This is a genomic window from Paraburkholderia sp. LEh10 (assembly GCF_017814945.1).
Lineage (GTDB): Bacteria > Pseudomonadota > Gammaproteobacteria > Burkholderiales > Burkholderiaceae > Paraburkholderia.
The window spans coordinates 45,374-64,085 of sequence record NZ_JAGIPX010000050.1 but is presented as its reverse complement, the minus strand read 5'-3'; the positions used below and the strand labels follow the sequence as shown (position 1 = coordinate 64,085).

General features: G+C 59.4%; 9 protein-coding genes and 1 pseudogene. All 10 read left to right on the top strand.

The window, feature by feature from the left end; genetic code table 11:
* The coding region (locus J8I87_RS31695) for an NAD(P)(+) transhydrogenase (Re/Si-specific) subunit beta (RefSeq protein ID WP_209936121.1) at window positions 1-95 on the top strand (95 nt) is incomplete at its 5' end.
* Window positions 96-177: 82 nt separating this feature from the next.
* Window positions 178-1,701 carry a CoA transferase gene (locus J8I87_RS31690; protein ID WP_209936113.1) on the top strand — a complete coding sequence of 508 codons (1,524 nt, stop codon included), beginning with the start codon at window positions 178-180 and terminating at the stop codon, window positions 1,699-1,701.
* Between the two features lie 524 nt (window positions 1,702-2,225).
* A complete protein-coding gene (locus J8I87_RS31685; RefSeq protein ID WP_209936112.1) occupies window positions 2,226-8,261 on the top strand; it encodes a HAMP domain-containing protein in 6,036 nt (2,011 codons plus the stop codon).
* Window positions 8,262-8,270: 9 nt separating this feature from the next.
* On the top strand, window positions 8,271-10,415 hold the full coding sequence (locus J8I87_RS31680) for a response regulator (protein WP_209936110.1): 2,145 nt from the start codon (window positions 8,271-8,273) through the stop codon (window positions 10,413-10,415).
* A gap of 235 nt (window positions 10,416-10,650) precedes the next feature.
* Window positions 10,651-11,016, top strand: a pseudogene (locus J8I87_RS31675) (porin); the annotation flags it as partial.
* Window positions 11,017-12,452: 1,436 nt separating this feature from the next.
* Entirely contained in the window at window positions 12,453-13,403 is a 951-nt protein-coding gene (locus J8I87_RS31670; RefSeq protein WP_209936107.1) for a hypothetical protein, read from the top strand.
* Window positions 13,404-13,774: 371 nt separating this feature from the next.
* Window positions 13,775-14,191, top strand: coding sequence for a DUF1348 family protein (locus tag J8I87_RS31665; protein WP_409518847.1), 417 nt, complete (start codon window positions 13,775-13,777; stop codon window positions 14,189-14,191).
* A gap of 380 nt (window positions 14,192-14,571) precedes the next feature.
* Complete coding sequence (locus J8I87_RS31660; RefSeq protein WP_209936105.1) at window positions 14,572-15,786, top strand: ABC transporter substrate-binding protein; 1,215 nt, start codon at window positions 14,572-14,574, stop codon at window positions 15,784-15,786.
* Window positions 15,787-15,894: 108 nt separating this feature from the next.
* Window positions 15,895-16,767 carry a branched-chain amino acid ABC transporter permease gene (locus J8I87_RS31655; RefSeq protein ID WP_209936104.1) on the top strand — a complete coding sequence of 291 codons (873 nt, stop codon included), beginning with the start codon at window positions 15,895-15,897 and terminating at the stop codon, window positions 16,765-16,767.
* An 8-nt stretch (window positions 16,768-16,775) separates the two neighbouring features.
* A complete protein-coding gene (locus tag J8I87_RS31650; protein ID WP_209936103.1) occupies window positions 16,776-18,704 on the top strand; it encodes an ABC transporter permease subunit in 1,929 nt (642 codons plus the stop codon).
* The last annotated feature ends 8 nt before the right edge of the window (window positions 18,705-18,712 follow it).

The window sequence follows — 18,712 nt, the reverse complement described above, 5'->3', positions numbered from 1 at the left end:
GGCTCGATAACGATCTTTTCTACATGGACAAGACGATGATGGTCTTCGGCGATGCAAAGAAGGTGATCGAAGACATGTCGAAGGCGGCTGCATAACGGCAGCTGGTTTGGCGGCCGGCGTCCCGATGGTGCGTTGGACAGTGCCTTATGGCCGCCGCTCTATTTCAGGTGGGCAAGCATGACACATATCGATTCTTCCAGCGCGGCCGCGCACGCGACCACAGCTTCGATTGAAAACGCACTGCGTGAGCGCGTCGCGGAGGATATTCCGTTCGATCTTCACGCGCATCTGAAGCGCACGCTCGCCGTGTTCGGCATCGATCCCGCGAGTACGGGGGGATCGATCACCTTCGAAGGCGCCGATCCCATTGTGCCGAGTGTGTTTCGTCTCGGCGCGGCGGCAGGCCTCGCGCTGATGACGAAATCCGTCGCGATGGCGGCGCTGTGGGCAAAGCGCACGGGCGAAGGACAGGATCTGCATCTTGACATCAGAAAGGCGCCGCGCCGGCTCTGTCCGTTCTGGGAGCGCAAATGGGAATTGTTGAACGGTTACGCGCCGCGCAATACAGCGGACCCGACCAATCCGTTCATGCGCGCGTTCTTCGAAACGCGAGACGGCCGCTGGATGATGCCATTCAATCTTTATCCACGGCTCAGGTCATCCGCGCTGCGGCTATTGCAAAGCACTGACGACCCCGCATCCGTCGCGGCAGCGTTTCGCAAATGGGATGCGCGCGAACTCGAGGAAGCCGGCTCGGCAGCCGGCGTCGTGATGCCGATGGTGCGCAGCGCGCAAGAGTTCATGCAGGAGAAACAGTACATCGATCATTTGTCTTCGATGCCGCTGGTGCAGATCGAAAAGATCGGTGATTCGGACCCTGAGCCGTTCACGAATGATCCCATTACTCCGCTCGATGGCGTTCGTGTGCTTGGCATGGCGCGGGTCATCGCGGGAGCGGCAATCGGGCGCGCGCTCGCCTATCACGGCGCAGATGTGCTGAACGTCTGGCGCCCGGACGATTTCGAAGTGGACACGATGTACACGACGGCAAACGTCGGCGTGCGCTCGACCCTCATCGATGTGGGTTCGAATGAAGGCAACGCGCACATCAAGGAACTGCTGCGCGGTGCGGACATCTTCTATGCGAACCGGCGTCATGGGTTCCTCGACAAGGTTGGGCTGACTGCCGAGGAAGCCGCACAACTGCGCCCCGGCATCATCCACGTGACGGTGAGCCTGCATGGCGAGACGGGGCCATGGGCGGCGCGCGCGGGCTTCGATCAGACAGCGGGCGCCGTCACGGGCATCACCACGCTTGAGGGCACGCCTGATGCGCCCCAGTTGCCGCCCGTGATGGTCGTCAACGACAACATGGTCGCGTGGCTCGCGACGACGGGCGCGCTCGCTGCTTTGATGCGGCGCGCGGAAGAAGGCGGAAGCTATCGCGTGCATGTGTCGCTGTCACGCGCGTCGTTGTGGCTTTATTCGCTCGGCCTGTTCGATAAGACGTTCGCACACGAAACGGCTGGTTCGAGCAGCATGCATGAGAATGCGAAGCCTGATCTTTTTACGGCTGAAACGTCAGCGGGTCGTTATCAGGGTGTGACCGATCAAGTGCGGATGTCGCGCACGCCGGGCCACTATGCGACGGTGCTGGTGCCGCGCGGGTCGTCGATGCCTGCTTGGCTGGCGAAGCGGTAGCTCAAATCACGAACGGCGAAATGTTTTCCCGCTGAACTGGCGAACGGGCGCTCTGCGCCCGAATCGTTCTCGTGTTTGTCGGTGAGAGACGGTTGCGCCATACGCCGTCCGCGCTCAGTCCTGCGGCACCAGGCAGACTTTGCATCCGGGCTCAGATGGGCGGTCATTATGTCACCTCAGCCGGCTGATATCGATGCGATGTCAAGAAAAAAGTACATTACACGGTGACAAGCCGGAAACATATACCGCTTAATCCTTCGCTATAACCCGCAATTTTCCGCTGCTTTAAAGCCCACCGTAGATTTACCTATTCCTTGCCGCGACCATCAAGGTCACATTAAACGACCGGCAGAGTGCCCAACGCGGGCAATCGTCAAAACGCAGACGCGTGACGCCAAAAGCATCCGTCATTTCCTGTGTATCAGAGCGGTCCATCGGAGAAGCCGATCAGCGCGGCGTCCACTCCAGAATCGAAGTCCAAAATAAACGACATGAGCCGCTTACCCGCGACACGTGAGGAACGCATGGAAACGTTCGAAGTCGAGTCACCGCAGCAATCCAGCGATCAGTTTGCCCGTATCGCCGCAGCGCTCAGTGCGCTTCGACGTGGTGACGCATCGCATCGTTTGCCGGACGACTGGACAGGCGAAGCCGGAAAGGCGGCCTCCGAATTCAACAGCCTTGCCCTGCAGACGGGACGCATCGCACAGGATCTCGGCAGCATGTCGAGGCGCCTCTCTGGCCACGGTTTTCTTCGTAAGGAAATTGCAATCGAGAGCGATGCGCTAGCGGGAATATGGCTCGACAGTGCGTCCCACGTCAATCTTCTCTTTGACAACATGATGACCGCGCATGAATGCACGAGAACTGTGCTTCTGGCGCTAGCGGCCTTGCAGAAAGGCGAAGCCGCTTCATTGCCTGCGGACTGGACAGGCATGCACGGCAAAGTAGCGCATGTTTTTAATAGCGTCGTCGAGCAGAATATCCACATGTCGGAAGAACTCGGCCGCTTGAGTAAAGTCGTGGGCAAGGAAGGACGTTTGAAAGAGCGCGCGGCGCTTCCGTATGCGCGCGGGTTCTGGGGTGACTCGATCGACGCGGTGAACTCGCTGATCGCAGACCTCGTTCATCCGACAAGCGAAGTGGCCCGTGTCATCGGCGCAGTCGCGCAAGGCGATCTTTCGAAGAGCATGGCGCTCGAAGCCGATGGCCGGCCATTGCAGGGCGAGTTTCTTCGGACCGCGAAGACGATCAACACGATGGTCGAGCAACTCGGTACGTTCGCCGTCGAAGTGACGCGCGTTGCGCGCGAGGTGGGCACGGAAGGCAAGCTCGGCGGCCAGGCTGATGTGCAGGGCGTGGCGGGTACGTGGAAAGATCTGACCGACTCGGTCAACTCCATGGCAGGCAATCTCACGAGCCAGGTGCGCAATATCGCCGAAGTGACGAAGGCGGTCGCAGCGGGCGATCTGTCCAAGAAGATCACCGTCGACGTCAAGGGCGAAATCCTCGAACTGAAGAACACCATCAACACGATGGTGGACCAGTTGCGCTCGTTTGCTTCAGAAGTGACGCGCGTCGCGCGCGAGGTCGGCACAGAGGGCAAGCTCGGTGGCCAAGCCGACGTAAAGGGCGTCGCGGGTACGTGGAAGGACCTGACTGACAACGTCAACTTCATGGCGGGCAACCTCACGAGCCAGGTTCGGAACATCGCTGAAGTAACGAAGGCCGTGGCCGCAGGCGATCTTTCGAAGAAGATCACGGTAGACGTCAAAGGCGAAATCCTCGAATTGAAGAACACCATCAACACGATGGTGGATCAGTTGCGTTCGTTCGCTTCAGAAGTGACGCGCGTCGCGCGCGAGGTCGGTACGGAAGGCAAGCTCGGAGGCCAGGCGGATGTGCAGGGCGTAGCGGGCACGTGGAAGGATCTGACCGACTCCGTCAATTCGATGGGCAGCAACCTGACGGCGCAAGTGCGCAACATCGCGGACGTCACGACGGCTGTGGCAGCGGGTGACCTGTCGAAAAAGATCACCGTCGATGTGAAAGGCGAAATTCTCGAACTGAAGAACACCATCAACACGATGGTGGATCAGTTGCGGTCATTCGCGTCCGAAGTGACGAGAGTCGCGCGTGAAGTCGGCACGGAAGGCAAGCTGGGCGGCCAGGCCGACGTGCAGGGCGTGGCAGGCACGTGGAAGGATCTGACGGACTCGGTCAACTCGATGGGGAGCAACCTGACAGCGCAAGTGCGCAACATTGCCGAGGTCACGACGGCGGTGGCAGCGGGTGACCTGTCGAAGAAAATCACCGTCGATGTGAAGGGCGAAATACTCGAACTGAAGAACACCATCAACACGATGGTCGATCAACTCAGCTCATTCGCGTCAGAAGTGACGCGCGTGGCGCGCGAAGTCGGCACGGAAGGCAAGCTCGGCGGCCAGGCTGATGTGCAGGGCGTCGCGGGCACGTGGAAAGATCTGACCGACTCTGTCAATTCGATGGGTAGCAACCTGACAGCGCAAGTGCGCAACATCGCGGACGTCACGACGGCGGTGGCAGCGGGCGACCTGTCGAAGAAAATCACCGTCGATGTGAAGGGCGAAATTCTCGAACTGAAGAACACGATCAACACGATGGTGGATCAGTTGCGGTCATTCGCGTCCGAAGTGACGCGCGTCGCACGCGAAGTCGGCACGGAAGGCAAGCTCGGCGGCCAGGCGGATGTGCAGGGCGTCGCGGGCACGTGGAAGGATCTGACTGACAACGTCAACTTCATGGCGGGCAATCTGACGAGCCAGGTGCGCAACATCGCTGACGTGACAAAGGCGGTGGCGGCGGGCGACTTGTCGAAGCAGATCACCGTCGATGTGAAGGGCGAAATACTCGAACTGAAGAACACCATCAACACGATGGTGGACCAGCTCGGCTCGTTTGCATCCGAGGTGACGCGTGTCGCGCGTGAGGTGGGCACCGAGGGCAAGCTGGGCGGCCAGGCGGATGTGCAGGGCGTGGCGGGCACTTGGAAGGATCTGACTGACAACGTCAACTTCATGGCGGGCAATCTGACTAGCCAGGTGCGCAACATCGCAGACGTGACGAAGGCCGTGGCGGCGGGGGACCTGTCGAAGAAAATCACCGTCGATGTGAAAGGCGAAATTCTCGAACTGAAGAACACGATCAACACGATGGTCGACCAGTTGCGCTCGTTTGCATCCGAGGTGACGCGCGTCGCGCGCGAGGTGGGCACCGAGGGCAAGCTCGGTGGCCAGGCATACGTGCAAGGCGTGGCGGGCACGTGGAAGGATCTGACTGACAACGTCAACTTCATGGCGGGTAATCTGACCAGTCAGGTGCGCGGCATTGCCAAGGTGGTCACAGCCGTGGCAAACGGCGATCTCGCGCGCAAGCTGACCGTCGAGGCGAAAGGTGAAATAGCGGCGCTTGCCGACACCATCAACAGCATGACGGAAACGCTCGCGACCTTTGCCGATCAGGTGACGACCGTGGCGCGCGAGGTCGGCGTAGAAGGCAAGCTCGGCGGACAGGCGAAAGTGCCGGGTGCATCGGGTACCTGGAAAGGGTTGACGGAAAACGTCAACCAGCTTGCGGCGAATCTGACGACACAGGTGCGCGCAATCGCCGAAGTGGCGACGGCCGTCACGCAGGGCGACCTCACGCGGTCGATCACGGTCGAGGCACTCGGCGAAGTCGCGGCCCTGAAGGATACGATCAACGAGATGATCCGTAACCTGAAGGACACGACGCAGGTGAATACGGAGCAGGACTGGCTCAAGACGAATCTCGCGAAGTTCAGCCGCATGCTGCAGGGGCAGAAAGACCTCGTCGCTGTCGGTCAGTTGATCCTCTCCGAACTTGCGCCCGTTGTCGGCGTGCAGCAGGCCGAATTCTTCGTGCTCGATTCCGCCGACGACGCGGCGTTGCTGCGGCTGATGGCGAGCTATGCATCGAGCGGTCATCTGTCGCATGGCAAGCGCATGCAACTGGGCGAGGGACTCGTCGGTCAATGCGCGGTGGAGCGAAGAAAGATCCTGCTAAAGCCGTCGGCAGACGACAGCATTCGCATTACGTCCGGCCTCGTCAGCATCGTGCCGCAAAACGTTCTGGTGTTGCCGATCGTCTTTGAAGGGCAGGTAAAAGGCGTCATCGAACTCGCTTCTTCCGAGTGCTTCAATCCGACCCATCTAGCGTTCCTCGATCAGCTGACGGAGAGTATCGGCATCGTCATCAACACGATCGAGGCCAATACGCGAACGGAGGATCTGCTCAAGCAGTCGCAATCGCTTGCGCGCGAATTGCAAAGCCGCCAGCAGGAGTTGCAGCAGACCAACGAGGAACTGCAGGAAAAAGCGCGTCTTCTGGCGCATCAGAACCAGGAAGTGGAGCGCAAGAATACCGAAGTCGAGCAGGCGCGCCAGGCGCTCGAAGAAAAGGCAAAGCAGCTTGCATTGACGTCGAAGTACAAGTCGGAATTTCTTGCCAACATGTCTCACGAGCTGCGCACGCCGCTCAATAGCCTGCTGATACTTTCCGATCAGCTATGCAAGAACCCGGAGGGCAACCTTTCGACGAAACAGATCGAGTTCTCGCGAACCATTCACTCATCAGGCAACGAGTTGCTGATGCTGATCAACGACATTCTCGACCTGTCGAAGATCGAATCGGGTACGGTCGTGATGGATTTCGCCGAGCATCGGCTGGCCGATTTGACGTCGTATGTGGAACGCACGTTCCGCCATGTTGCGGAATCGCGCAACGTCGACTTCGTCATTCATCTCGGCACACGCCTGCCTGCATCGATACACACGGACATCAAGCGCTTGCAGCAGATATTGAAAAATCTGCTGTCGAACGCTTTCAAGTTCACGCATAGAGGACATGTCACGCTGTCGATCGAAGAAGTATTCGGCGGGTGGGTCGCGGACAACGAAGAACTCAACCGCGCACAAGAAGTCATTGCGTTCTCAGTGTCAGACACAGGTATTGGCATTTCGGCTGACAAGCAGCAGATCATCTTCGAGGCATTTCAGCAGGCCGATGGCAGCACCAGCCGAAAATACGGCGGCACGGGCCTTGGTCTGGCGATCAGCCGTGAACTGTCGAAACTGCTCGGTGGAGAGATCCGGCTCGTCAGCTCGCCGAATAAGGGGAGTACTTTTACGCTCTATTTGCCTTTGTCGAGCGAGACAGGTCGTGTAGCCCGCAAGACTGTCGCCGTTTCCGACGACGATACAACTGTCGCCTCGCGCGGGGTTGACGGCGTAAGCGACGCCGACGCGCTCGCGGCGCACGAGTTCATCGATACCGTCGTCAACGAGTCGCGCGAACTGGCGGAATTGCCGGACGACGACCGCTTCAACATCATGCCGGGGGAGCGGGTGCTGCTGATCGTCGAGAACGATCTGGCGTTCGCGCATTTCCTGCTCGACGCAGCGAGGGAACAGGGATTCAAGGGGCTCGTCACGCCACTCGGCGCACCAGCGTTGACGCTCGCCGACCAGTTCAAGCCCGACGTGATCACGCTCGATCTGTTTCTGCCGGATATGGACGGCTGGCGAGTACTGGGCCGCCTCAAGAACGATATGGCGACGCGACACATGCCGGTGTGCGTGATCTCAACGGACGAGTCGCGCGAGCGCGCACTGCAGGCGGGCGCACTCGCGTTTCTCGCGAAGCCGATCCAGTCGCGCGAGACACTGGACGACGCGTTGGGCGTACTGGCGCGCTATGCCGATACGACGCCGCGCGAGCTCGTCGTCGTGCTGCCTGATTCGAGCGAGCGGGAGCAATTCTCCGCGCTTGTCTCGTGCGAGAAGGTCTCGACTGTGTTCGCAATGACGCGCGATGAACTGATGAAGGCACTGGCCACTCATGATCCATCTGCCGTCGTGATTTCGGCGGAAATGCTCGAAACGGGCATTCGTGACATGAACGCAACGCTTGCGGGCAGAGCGCTTTTAGCGCCCCTGTCGCTCATCGTCTTTGCGCCCGGAAAAGAACCCGGGCCGTGGATGCGCGCCGTCGAAAGCCTCAGGCCATACGTAGCCTCCGACATGCACCGCCTGCTCGATGCGACCGTCGCGGCGCTGCACCTCGACCGGAAATGGCTTTCCGACGAGGCACGCGCGGTCGTCGATCGATTGCACGGTTCCAGCGCTGCTCTTGCAGGGCGCAAGGCGCTCATCGTGGATGACGACATGCGCAACATCTTCGCGCTCGCGACTGTCCTGGAAGATCACGGGATGCGTCACGTGTGGGCGGACAACGGCAGGGATGCGATCCGGCTCGTAGAAGAAGACCCTGAAATCGACATCGTGCTGATGGACATCATGATGCCGGAGATGGACGGGCTCGCGACCACGCGAGAGATCCGCAAGCGTCCCGTCGGCCGCACATTGCCGATCATCGCCGTCACCGCGAAAGCGATGAAAGGTGATCGCGAGCGCTGCATCGAAGCGGGTGCGTGGGACTATCTGTCGAAGCCGGTGAACCGCGAAGATCTTCTCGCGGTGCTTCATGCATGGCTGCACCGCTAGGAGACGGTCATGGACAACGCCGTAGCCTCGTCGCGGCAGCCTGTCAACATCCTTGTCGTGGACGATCTGCCGCAGCAGCTCGTGGTGATGCGCACGATTCTGGAGGAATTGGGCGAGAACGTGATTACGGTCGGCTCGGGACGCGAAGCGCTGAAAGCCGTGCTCGAGCGAAACTTTGCCGTGGTTCTGCTCGATGTCAACATGCCCGGCATGGATGGCCTCGAGACGGCGTCAATGCTGCGCACGTACAGGCGCACGGCCAGCACGCCCATCATCTTCGTCACCGCTTACATCGACGAATCGGAAATGAAGCGCGCGTATTCGCTCGGCGCCGTCGACTATATTTCCGCACCTGTCGTTCCGGAAATTCTGCGCTCGAAGGTCAAGGTCTTCGTGGAAATGCACCGGATGCACAAGGAGTTGCTGTTACGGGCGGAGGAGCGCGAGGCTTTCGTGCGCGCGGAAGCAGGCAGGGCGGTTGCTGAACGCGCGCGGCAACGCGCCGATTTTCTGGCGGCGGCAAGCCACGTGCTGACCCGTTCGCTTGAAATCGATACCACGTTGCAGCGGATCGTAGAACTTGCATCGGGCGAATTCGCCGACATGGCGTTCGTCGCCGTCAGAAGCATCGGCGAGTTTGCGACGGGTGTGACGGCGCGAGCGGCGAGACGCAACGATCCAGAGCCACCCGATTTCGCAGCGTTTCAGTCTTGTACGCTTGCCGAGAACTTTCCTCGCGTGAACTGCTTCGTGCATAGATTGCTGCACGATGGCGACGCGCACATCGAGCCCGCCGCAGACGAATTCGTCAGTGAAAGCGTCGGCGGCGAACCCGGTGCAGAAGGCATCCGCTGCGTGACGGCATTCCCGTTGCACACAGGCAGCCAGAAGGGCGTGATCGTGCTCTGTTCGTCGGGTGAGCCGATGCCGCCCGAGCAGACGACACTCGTTCAGGAGTTCGTGAGCCGCGCCGCCATCGCGCTGGAGAACGCGTTGCTGTTTTCCGCCATTCGCGATGGCGACCGGCGCAAGAACGAGTTCCTCGCGATGCTCGCACATGAACTGCGCAATCCGCTTGCGCCGATCGCCAACGCCGCAGCCGTCATGCGCAGCGCGCACAAGGGCGACGCGGAGGTCTTGCGTTGGGCCAGCGAGATCGTCGGCACGCAGGTCGAGCATATGGTGCGCATCGTCGAAGATCTGCTGGATGTTTCGCGCATCGCGCGCGGCACGGTAACGCTGCGCAAGGCGCCCGTGCCGCTGTCGGTCGTGATCGGCCGCGCGGTCGAAACCAGCCGGCCTCACTTTATTCGCCGCTCGCAGACGTTGAGTTGCGACGAGGAGGCCGTCGATGCCATCGTCGATGGCGATGTCGTCCGGCTCGCGCGGATCGTTTCGAACCTGCTCAACAACGCGTCCAAGTTTACGCCTCAAGGCGGGCATATCTCGTTGTCGACGCGCTTCGTGAACGGCGTCGCATCGATTACCGTCGCGGATGACGGGCAAGGCATCGACGCGGCGTTTCTGCCGCACGTGTTCGATCTGTTCGCGCAGGCCGACGCTTCGTTGCATCGGTCGCTGGGCGGACTCGGCATCGGACTCACGCTGGTCCGGCATCTGACGGAACTGCACGGAGGCTCTGTCCAGTGCAAAAGCGATGGGCCCGGCCGTGGCGCCGAGTTCACCGTGCGCCTGCCCGGCACCATGACCGAGCGCGTCGCGCCGACGCTCGCGCCCGTCGTCCATCTGAACCGCAAGATGGCGACGCGTGTTCTCGTGGTCGATGACCTCGTGGCTTCCGCGGAGAGCCTCGAAGCGCTGCTCGCGATATACGGCTACGTCGTCCGATGTGCGACGGACGGAGAGTCGGCGCTGCGCGTTGCCGCCGAGATGAAACCCGATGTGATCGTGCTCGACATTGGGCTTCCCGACATGACGGGTTATGAGCTTGCGCGTCACCTCCGACAGGGCAGCAATTGCCCGACAGCGCTGATGGTCGCGCTAAGCGGCTATGGTCAGGAAGAAAGCATCCGCCAGGCGATGGAAGCGGGTGTCGACCATTATCTTGTCAAGCCCGCTGACCCTGCAGCGTTACTGGATCTGCTGGCCGCGTATGAAGAAGGCCGCGACTACGATGGAATGGCGGCGACCTGATCGCTGACATGCGTCTCTTCCACTATTGCATGCAACTTGAGATGACCGCATTCGCGGGCGCGTGGTGCGTCGAGCGACGGTGGCGATCTGCATGCAATCTTCCGCCTCGAGAACGGTTCAATATCCAGAACGGAAAGACCACTTACGCGGGTACGATGTTTGGCCGCAAGGCCTTTGTCGGGCTCAGAGCGACACCTACCGAACGCTGACGCTCGGCAATACGATTCAGTGGTAGCCCGGTGCGACCTCCGTGATTGCACAGTCATTCGATACGCTGCATTTCGACAACTACGAAGTGAACGTCTTTACACGGTGACGCCGTCGATTTCACTCGCAGGCGCCTATACGTGCCTATACGTATACGCAAGGCGCCTTTGCCCGGGCCACCGGTTCGAAAGATCCGAGTTGGCATCAAGTGACGCTGATGGCTGACTACTCGTTCAGCAAACGCACGGATGTCTATGTCGAAGGCGTTTATCACCATGCGTATGGCGCGGCAGGTTCTGCGTTCGAGGGCGCGGATATCAATGGCCTGGGGCAGTCCTCTACAGGTAATCAGGTTGCGGCGACTGTGGGATTGCGGACGCAGTTAAACGGATGAAGCGCTTTCTTTTGATGTAAGTGTTTGGGCGGTTGGGCAGCAATCGGTCCGGCGAGCTTCGAGCGATGCCACCCCTTCATCCGCAACGCTTGCTGCGCTTTTGGTTCGTAGTCCACGGCAAGGTTCAGGACATGTCATATGTGGAAGAACTTGTTAAGCATGTTCACGGCACAACCGACATTGCTGAAAATAGGTTACGATGCCGGGCATTCGCGCAAGCGCTCCGGGTCAACCCTGGCGAACGTGGAGAGGCCATTTCGCTCGCTACACCCGCCCGTCGGCACCCCGACAAGCAGGCCAAATTTCTGAATTAAGAAATTAATCACTCAATTTCGCTCGCGGCCGAAACGTCTGTTTCTTATTTCCCGGTTCTCGTGGAGAACAATCTGCGAGATTGGCGCGAAAACTTTAGATTGTTACTTTTTGGCAATATTTCCGACTACGTTTCAAGAGTGAAACGTTTATACTGCTGCTTCCCAAGTCACCTGTAAGTAGCACCTGTAAGCAACTGAAAGTGAAGTAATAACTACTGAGTCTTGTTTTGCACGCCGCCCGCCGATTTTGCAGGGTCGAATCATTATCAGGCGCTTGAAATTTAAGACCTCGATCGCTTCATGACTGACGACTTACAATCATGTCAGCATGAATTTTGTGAAAGAGGTGCGGCTGATCAATGAGCACCCCTGTGTTTTAGGGTCAAAAGCGGACTCGGTTGGTTATATCTATAGCATGTCGCGTCGCTAGCGCGGGTCGCACAAGACTACGCATTAGCTCGCCGGCGTGCACAACCTCAAGCGACGGCTTTTGGTCGGCGTTTGAGGACGAGTCATCGACGCATGGTGAATGGTCGATCGAAACGTGTCGCGGGTCGAACGCGGAAGAGTTCCGCAACGATCATCTGTACTCCATCCTGGTAGTGCAATCCGAAGTGTTGATCCCTGAAAAGGGATTGCCGGAAGGATTTTGTATTATCAATAAGGACTACAGAATAGCGTCTTGTTGACTGTCGCAAGTCGATAGGTCTAGCTCGCTGCTTTTGGCAGCGGCTCGAACACGTTCGTCCAACGGCATCTGCCGTCGGATCTTGAAACATCATTCACCGGTGTTGAGCTCGGTCAACGCGTTTCCCCGGTTCACCTTTCATCGCTAGAGATAGCGTCATATCTAACCTTGGAATTAATGGAATGAGACACATTAAGTACTTCTTATTTTTACTATTCTCGCTCGCTTTCCTGCCGGCTGCGCACGCGGCTAGCAATCCGTCCAGCGTTACCGTCAATGGCGTTACGTGGACGAAATGTGCCGACGAACATGGCACGTGTAAATTCTCCGGCACGCAAAGCGTGCTCTATGGTGCATTTCCTCCGAATTCGCCTTCGGCAATGTACGCGGTGAACGGCACCTACAGCAGCAGCGTGCCGTGTGACAACAGCGCGATGGCAGACTCGGCATACGGCTATTTGAAGTCGTGCTATATCAAGTCGACCACGACGACGCCCACCAAATACACGCCGCCCGCGCTGGTCAACCCGGTCAACCCGATCACGTACGGCGCGAAGTGCAATGGCGTAACGGACGACACGGCTGCATTCCAGAAGGCGATCAATGCGGGCGACGTGCTGGTTCCTGCTGGTACCTGCGTGATCAATGGCACGCTCAATGTGCGCGCAAGCAACCGCCATATCCAGTGCCAAGGGACCGTCCTCAAGCGGACCACGGGCTTCAACATGCAGATGTTCGTCATCGGCGACTATAAGAACGCCTATACGAACGACAGTATTGTTGAGTGCAACTTCGTTGGCGCGAACACGGCAGCCCCGCAGTACTACAACAACGACAACCGTCATTGGGATATTCCCGTTGAAACGACCGGTCCGGTAAGCAACTTCTTCCTGGCAGGCAACAGCTTCAAGCAGTTCTTCGGCCAGTCGATGTTCCAGACCTACGGCTCGACGAACGGCGGTAGCGGCGACAAGATCATCTACAACACGTTTGCAAGCTGCGGCTACTACGGTCCGGTGTTCGTTGCACATACGAACGGCTACATCGGCCACAACACGGTGACCGACTGCGCTGTGGGTATCGAGAACGACAACACCACGCAGGCGACGGGCAACAACGTGATCGAGTACAACACGATCAACGCCGTGTATGGCTATGGCGCACCCGACATGACGTCGTCGGTGATGCTGACGGGCGGTGTTGCAGCTAGCGCTGACTACTCCACCAACATCGTGCGTAACAACACGGTGTCGGGCAAGAGCAATGCGCAGGGTTTCCGTGGCGCTAACATCCCGAGCAAGACCATCATCGGTAAGAACTGGGGCGTGAAGTCGGCGCAGTATTCGAACAACACCTGCGTTTCGGGTTGCACGGTTACGCCGTAATCGCCTGGTAGTAGTAGAGAAGTAAGCGTAGTAAGCTCGGACGGACTGTCCGGAGGGGATGTGTCAATGCACGGCAAGCCGAAGTGCGGCGAAATTCGCTAGCACGAAGGCCGCCGCCGTGCGGAACGCATCCACCGCCGACAGTCCGTTTTTCTATTGTTTTGGCAGTTCGTAACTGATTGCTCGGGGCACTGACACGGCAACCAAGCTGTGTTCACGAGTCGCTCCTTTTCTTGCGCACCAGTCGAGTCGATCTGGATACGTTCGATTCCCGTTGCACCGGCTAACATACGCCACCCGTTCTGAGATTCTCCGTTGCGTCGTCATCGCGAGAAATGTACTTCCGAGTGTTGAGTCAAGGTCCGCGCCGTATGACGCGACCGTCACACTCATCACCCGCCGCACGCCACCATTCTTATTTGAAATCCCGCGCGCTTCGCGACAGGGACTGCGATCCGAGAACGGAGTTGGTACACAACCGCGACGAAGCGCGTGCCTTCCTCGAACGGAAGTGGCGAAAAGTACTCGACTACCGGCTTGTCAAGGAACTTTGGACATACGGGGACAATCGCATCGCCGTTCGCTACGCCTGCCAATGGCGCGATGATGCGGGCAACGGGTTCCGTTCATATGGCAACGAGAATTGGAAGTTCGGTCTCCACGGGCTGATGCATCATCGTCACGCGAGCATCAACGACATGCCCATCAAGGAGAACGAGCGCAAATTCCACTGTCCGCTCGGACGCCGGCCCGATGACCATACTGGCTTGAGCGAACTGGGCCTTTGATCCGGCTCGGGCAGTCGTCGTCTCTACCATTGCCTTTGGCATTTTCTGTCACCTGGCCTTAGCCGCATATTTCGGCCAGTCGTCGTCGCATGCCGGCTACTCACGCCAGGACGTCGCTACGTCGCGCCTGCACAAACGTTAATCCGATTGCTTGCGCAATCAGTCATTTGGTTGCATGTGCACCGAGTTAGTGCGCGGGCGCGCTGTCGCACGAAGTGTGGTCCCTTACGGGTAACTCCGCATGGTGGCAAAAAGCTTACGATTTCTATACTGCTTTGCCGCTCGTTTGAAGACGCACAGAAAGCCGCTTCGCGGACGGTGCGGCGTCCGGAGACCGCCGGCGCCCGTTGAAAAACAAGAGACATGCTACGGAGACGAACATGGTACTTCGCCTGAAGAGCGTCGTTGCTGCGCTCGCATTATGTGTGGTCGCAACGAGTGGCTATGCGGCCGATCCGATCAAGATCGGGGTCGATGGTCCCTTCACAGGCGGATCGTCGTCGATGGGTGTCAGCATGCGCGACGGCGTGCGGCTTGCGACAGCCGAGATCAACAAGGCGGGAGGCGTGTTGGGCCGGCAGATCGTGCTCGTCGAACGCGATGACGAGGCGAAGAACGAACGCGGCGTGCAGATCGCGCAAGAGCTCATCAACAAGGAAAAAGTGGTCGCGGTAGTCGGCTACATCAATACGGGTGTTGCGCTCGCGTCGCAGCGCTTCTTCCAGGAAGCCAGGATCCCCGTGTTCAACAATGTCGCGACGGGCAGTATCGTCACAAAGCAATTTGCGGATCAGCCTGAAAACTACGTGTTCCGCAACGCGGCTGCGGACCGCATCCAGGCGCCGATGATCGTCGAGGAAGCCGTCACTAAACGCGGCTTCACGAAGGTCGCGATTCTCGCCGATTCGACCAACTACGGCCAGCTCGGGCGCGAAGATCTGGAAAAGGCGCTTGCTGCGAAGGGCGTGAAGCCGGTGGCCGTCGAGAAATTCAACATCAAGGACGTCGACATGACGGCCCAGTTGCTCAAGGCCAAGGATGCGGGCGCGCAAGCCGTGCTGACCTATGGCATCGGCCCAGAACTTGCGCAGATCGCGAACGGCATGGCCAAGCTCGGATGGAAAGTGCCGCTGATCGGCAGCTGGACCTTGTCGATGGCCAACTACATCGACAACGCGGGCACGAACGGCGAGGGCGCGCGCATGCCGCAGACCTTTATCCAGGAGCCCAACACGCCGAAGCGCAAGGCGTTCATCGAAGCGTACCTGAAGGAATTCAAGCCGAAGAACAACCGCATCGATTCGCCCGTGTCGGCGGCACAAGGTTACGACTCGGTCTATCTGCTCGCTGCAGCGATCACGCAGGCGGGTTCGACCGACGGCCCGAAGGTGCGCGCTGCACTCGAAAGCCTCAATACGAAGGTTGAAGGCGTCGTAATGGTGTACGACAAGCCGTTCTCGCATGACGACCACGAGGCGATCAGCCCGAACGTGCCCGTCGTCGGCGAAGTGAAGGGCGGCCGCGTCGTCTATGCCTACGATAGCGACAAGAAGGGTGGCGGCCAACTGCGTATCAAGCAGGTATCCGCAAACTGAGCACCGCAAGGACCGGCAAGCCGCTTCCGCCCACACGGCGGTGGCGGCTTTGTGCTGCGCGGCTTGCAATGTGATATCCCGGGGCGTTGCGCTCGAGGCAATTGGACCATGATTCTTCTTCAGCTCATCTACAGCGGCATCGCGCTCGGCATGATCTACGCCGTAATTGCATTCGGCTATCAGCTCACGTTCGCGACATCCGGCACACTGAATTTCGGACAGGGTGAAGCGCTGATGCTCGGCGCGCTCGTCGGCCTCACGCTTGTCACGCTCGGTGTCAACTACTGGCTAATGATTCCGCTCGTGTGCGTATTCGGCCTGCTGCAAGGGGCATTCGTCGAGCGCATCGGCGTGCGGCCCGCCATCAAAATCAAATCGGAATTCGGCTGGATCATGTCGACGATCGCGCTCGGCATTATCTTCAAGAACGTGGCGGAAAACGTGTGGGGCCGCGACGATCTGCGTTTTCCTTCGCCATTGCCCGAAGCGCCCATCAAGGTGTTCGGCGCGAACGTATTGCCGATGGAACTGCTCGTCGTGTGCGGCGCGCTGCTCATCATGCTCGCCGTCGAGTTCTTCAATCGCCGCAGCATCTTCGGCAAGGCAGTCGTCGCGACATCGAATGACCGCGATGCGGCTGCGCTGATGGGCATCAACACGGGTCTCGTCATCACGTTCTCGTACGCGCTGTCGTCGCTGACGGCCGCGTTCGCCGGAGTGCTGATCGCGCCGCTCACGCTGACGGGCGCGACGATGGGCGCGGTGCTCGGCCTCAAGGCGTTTGCGGTGGCGATCATCGGCGGACTGTCGAGCGGGCTCGGCATCATTGTCGGCGGCGTGATACTCGGCGTGGCGGAGACGACCACCGGCTTCTACATCTCGACGGGTTACAAGGACGTGCCCGGACTCGTGCTGTTGCTGATCGTGCTGGCGTTGCGGCCCGCGGGCCTCTTCGGCAAAACCGCGATCAAGAAAGTTTGAGGTGCGCCGTGAAAAAGAAAAACCTCATCTGCGCGCTGCTCGGGCTAGTCGCGTTGGTGATATTCCCTGTGCTTTCGGGCAATCCGTACTACATCCATCTTGTCGAGACGATCATGATCTACGCGATCCTGCTCTTCGGTCTCGACATCGTGGTCGGCTATACGGGCCAGGTGTCGCTCGGGCACGCGGGCTTGTTCGGCGTCGGCGCATACACGGCGGGCGTGCTGTTTATCAAGCTCGGCATGCCGTTCTACGTGACGGCGCCGATGGCCATCGTCGTCACGGCGGCGTTCGGCGCAATTCTCGCGTTGCCTGCGCTGCGTGTGTCAGGTCCATATCTTGCGATGGTCACGCTCGCATTCGGCACGATCATCCAGATCCTGATCAATGAAATGGACTTTCTGACCAGCGGCCCGATGGGCATCAAGATCACGAAGCCCGTGATTGCAGGGCATGCGCTCGATGAAACGCAATACTACTGGGTCGTCGCCGCGCTGCTCGCGGTGTCGCTCGTCGTCGTGCATCGCGTGCTGAAGTCACATCTGGGCCGCGCGTTCGAGGCGTTACGCGATAGCCCCATTGCTTCCGATTGCATGGGCGTCTCCGTGTATCGCCACAAGGTCTACGCGTTTGTCATCAGCGCGGGCTTCGCTGGACTCGCGGGCTGTCTGTACTCGTATTCAGAGCAATATATCTCGCCGAATACCTACAACTTCGAGCTGACTATCCTGTTCCTGCTCGCGATCATCATGGGCGGCCGCAAGACGCGCACAGGCGCGCTCATCGGCTCGACGATCATCGTGCTGCTGCCCAAGCTGCTAGACGACATCGCGATGTTCCGCATGGTCGCAACGGCACTTGCCGTTGTTGTGATCGCGGGCGCTCTGTACTCGATTGCGCGTAAGAGCGTGATGCCGCGTAAGCTCGCGATTCCCATCGCAGGCACGGTTGGGCTTGCGGTGTTCTCATACTGGATCGACGCGCTTACCGACTGGCGTCTGACGATCTTCGGCTTGATGATTCTGCTCGTGGTGTATTACCTGCAGGACGGCGTGGTAGGTTTCGTGCGCAAGTTCTTTACGCACGGCAGAGTGCGCACGGTCACCGTCGACACCGGAAAGCCCGCTGAAATGCCGGCGGATGCGGTGCTCGACGTGCACGTCAAGGGAGAGGAAACCATTCTCGACGTGCGCGGCGTGCTGATGCAGTTCAGCGGACTCAAGGCGCTCAATAACGTGAACCTTAGCGTGCGGCGCGGCACGATACACGGCCTGATCGGACCGAACGGATCGGGCAAGAGCACGATGATGAACGTGTTGACGGGCATCTATGTGCCGACTTCGGGGGCGATCGAGTATCGCGGCGAATCAATAGCGGGCAGGGCGTCGGCTGCCATCGCGCTCTCGGGAATTGCACGCACTTTCCAGAACGTGCAGCTATTCGGCGAAATGACCGCGCTCGAGAACGTGCTGGTGGGACTGCACCACACGTTTCGCTCGAACTTCGCCGACGTCGGCCTGATGACGCCACGCTACCGTCGTGAGGAACGTGCTGCGCGCGAGCGTGCATTCGGCATGCTGCGCTTTGTCGGTCTCGACGATGTTGCCACCGAAGAGGCGCGCAACCTGCCATATGGCAAGCAGCGTCTGCTGGAAATTGCTCGTGCGCTCGCGCTCGATCCACAGGTACTGCTGCTCGACGAACCCGCTGCCGGGCTTACGTCGCCGGATATCCGGGAACTGGTGCGCATCATCCGCAAGGTCCGCGATCATGGCATTACGGTGGTGCTGATCGAACATCATATGGACGTCGTAATGTCGGTTTGCGATACCGTGTCGGTGCTCGACTTCGGGCAGAAAATCGCGGAAGGCAAGCCGTCCGAAATCCAGGAAAACGAAAAAGTGATCGAGGCTTATCTTGGCGGTGTGACCGCCTGAAGCCCTCG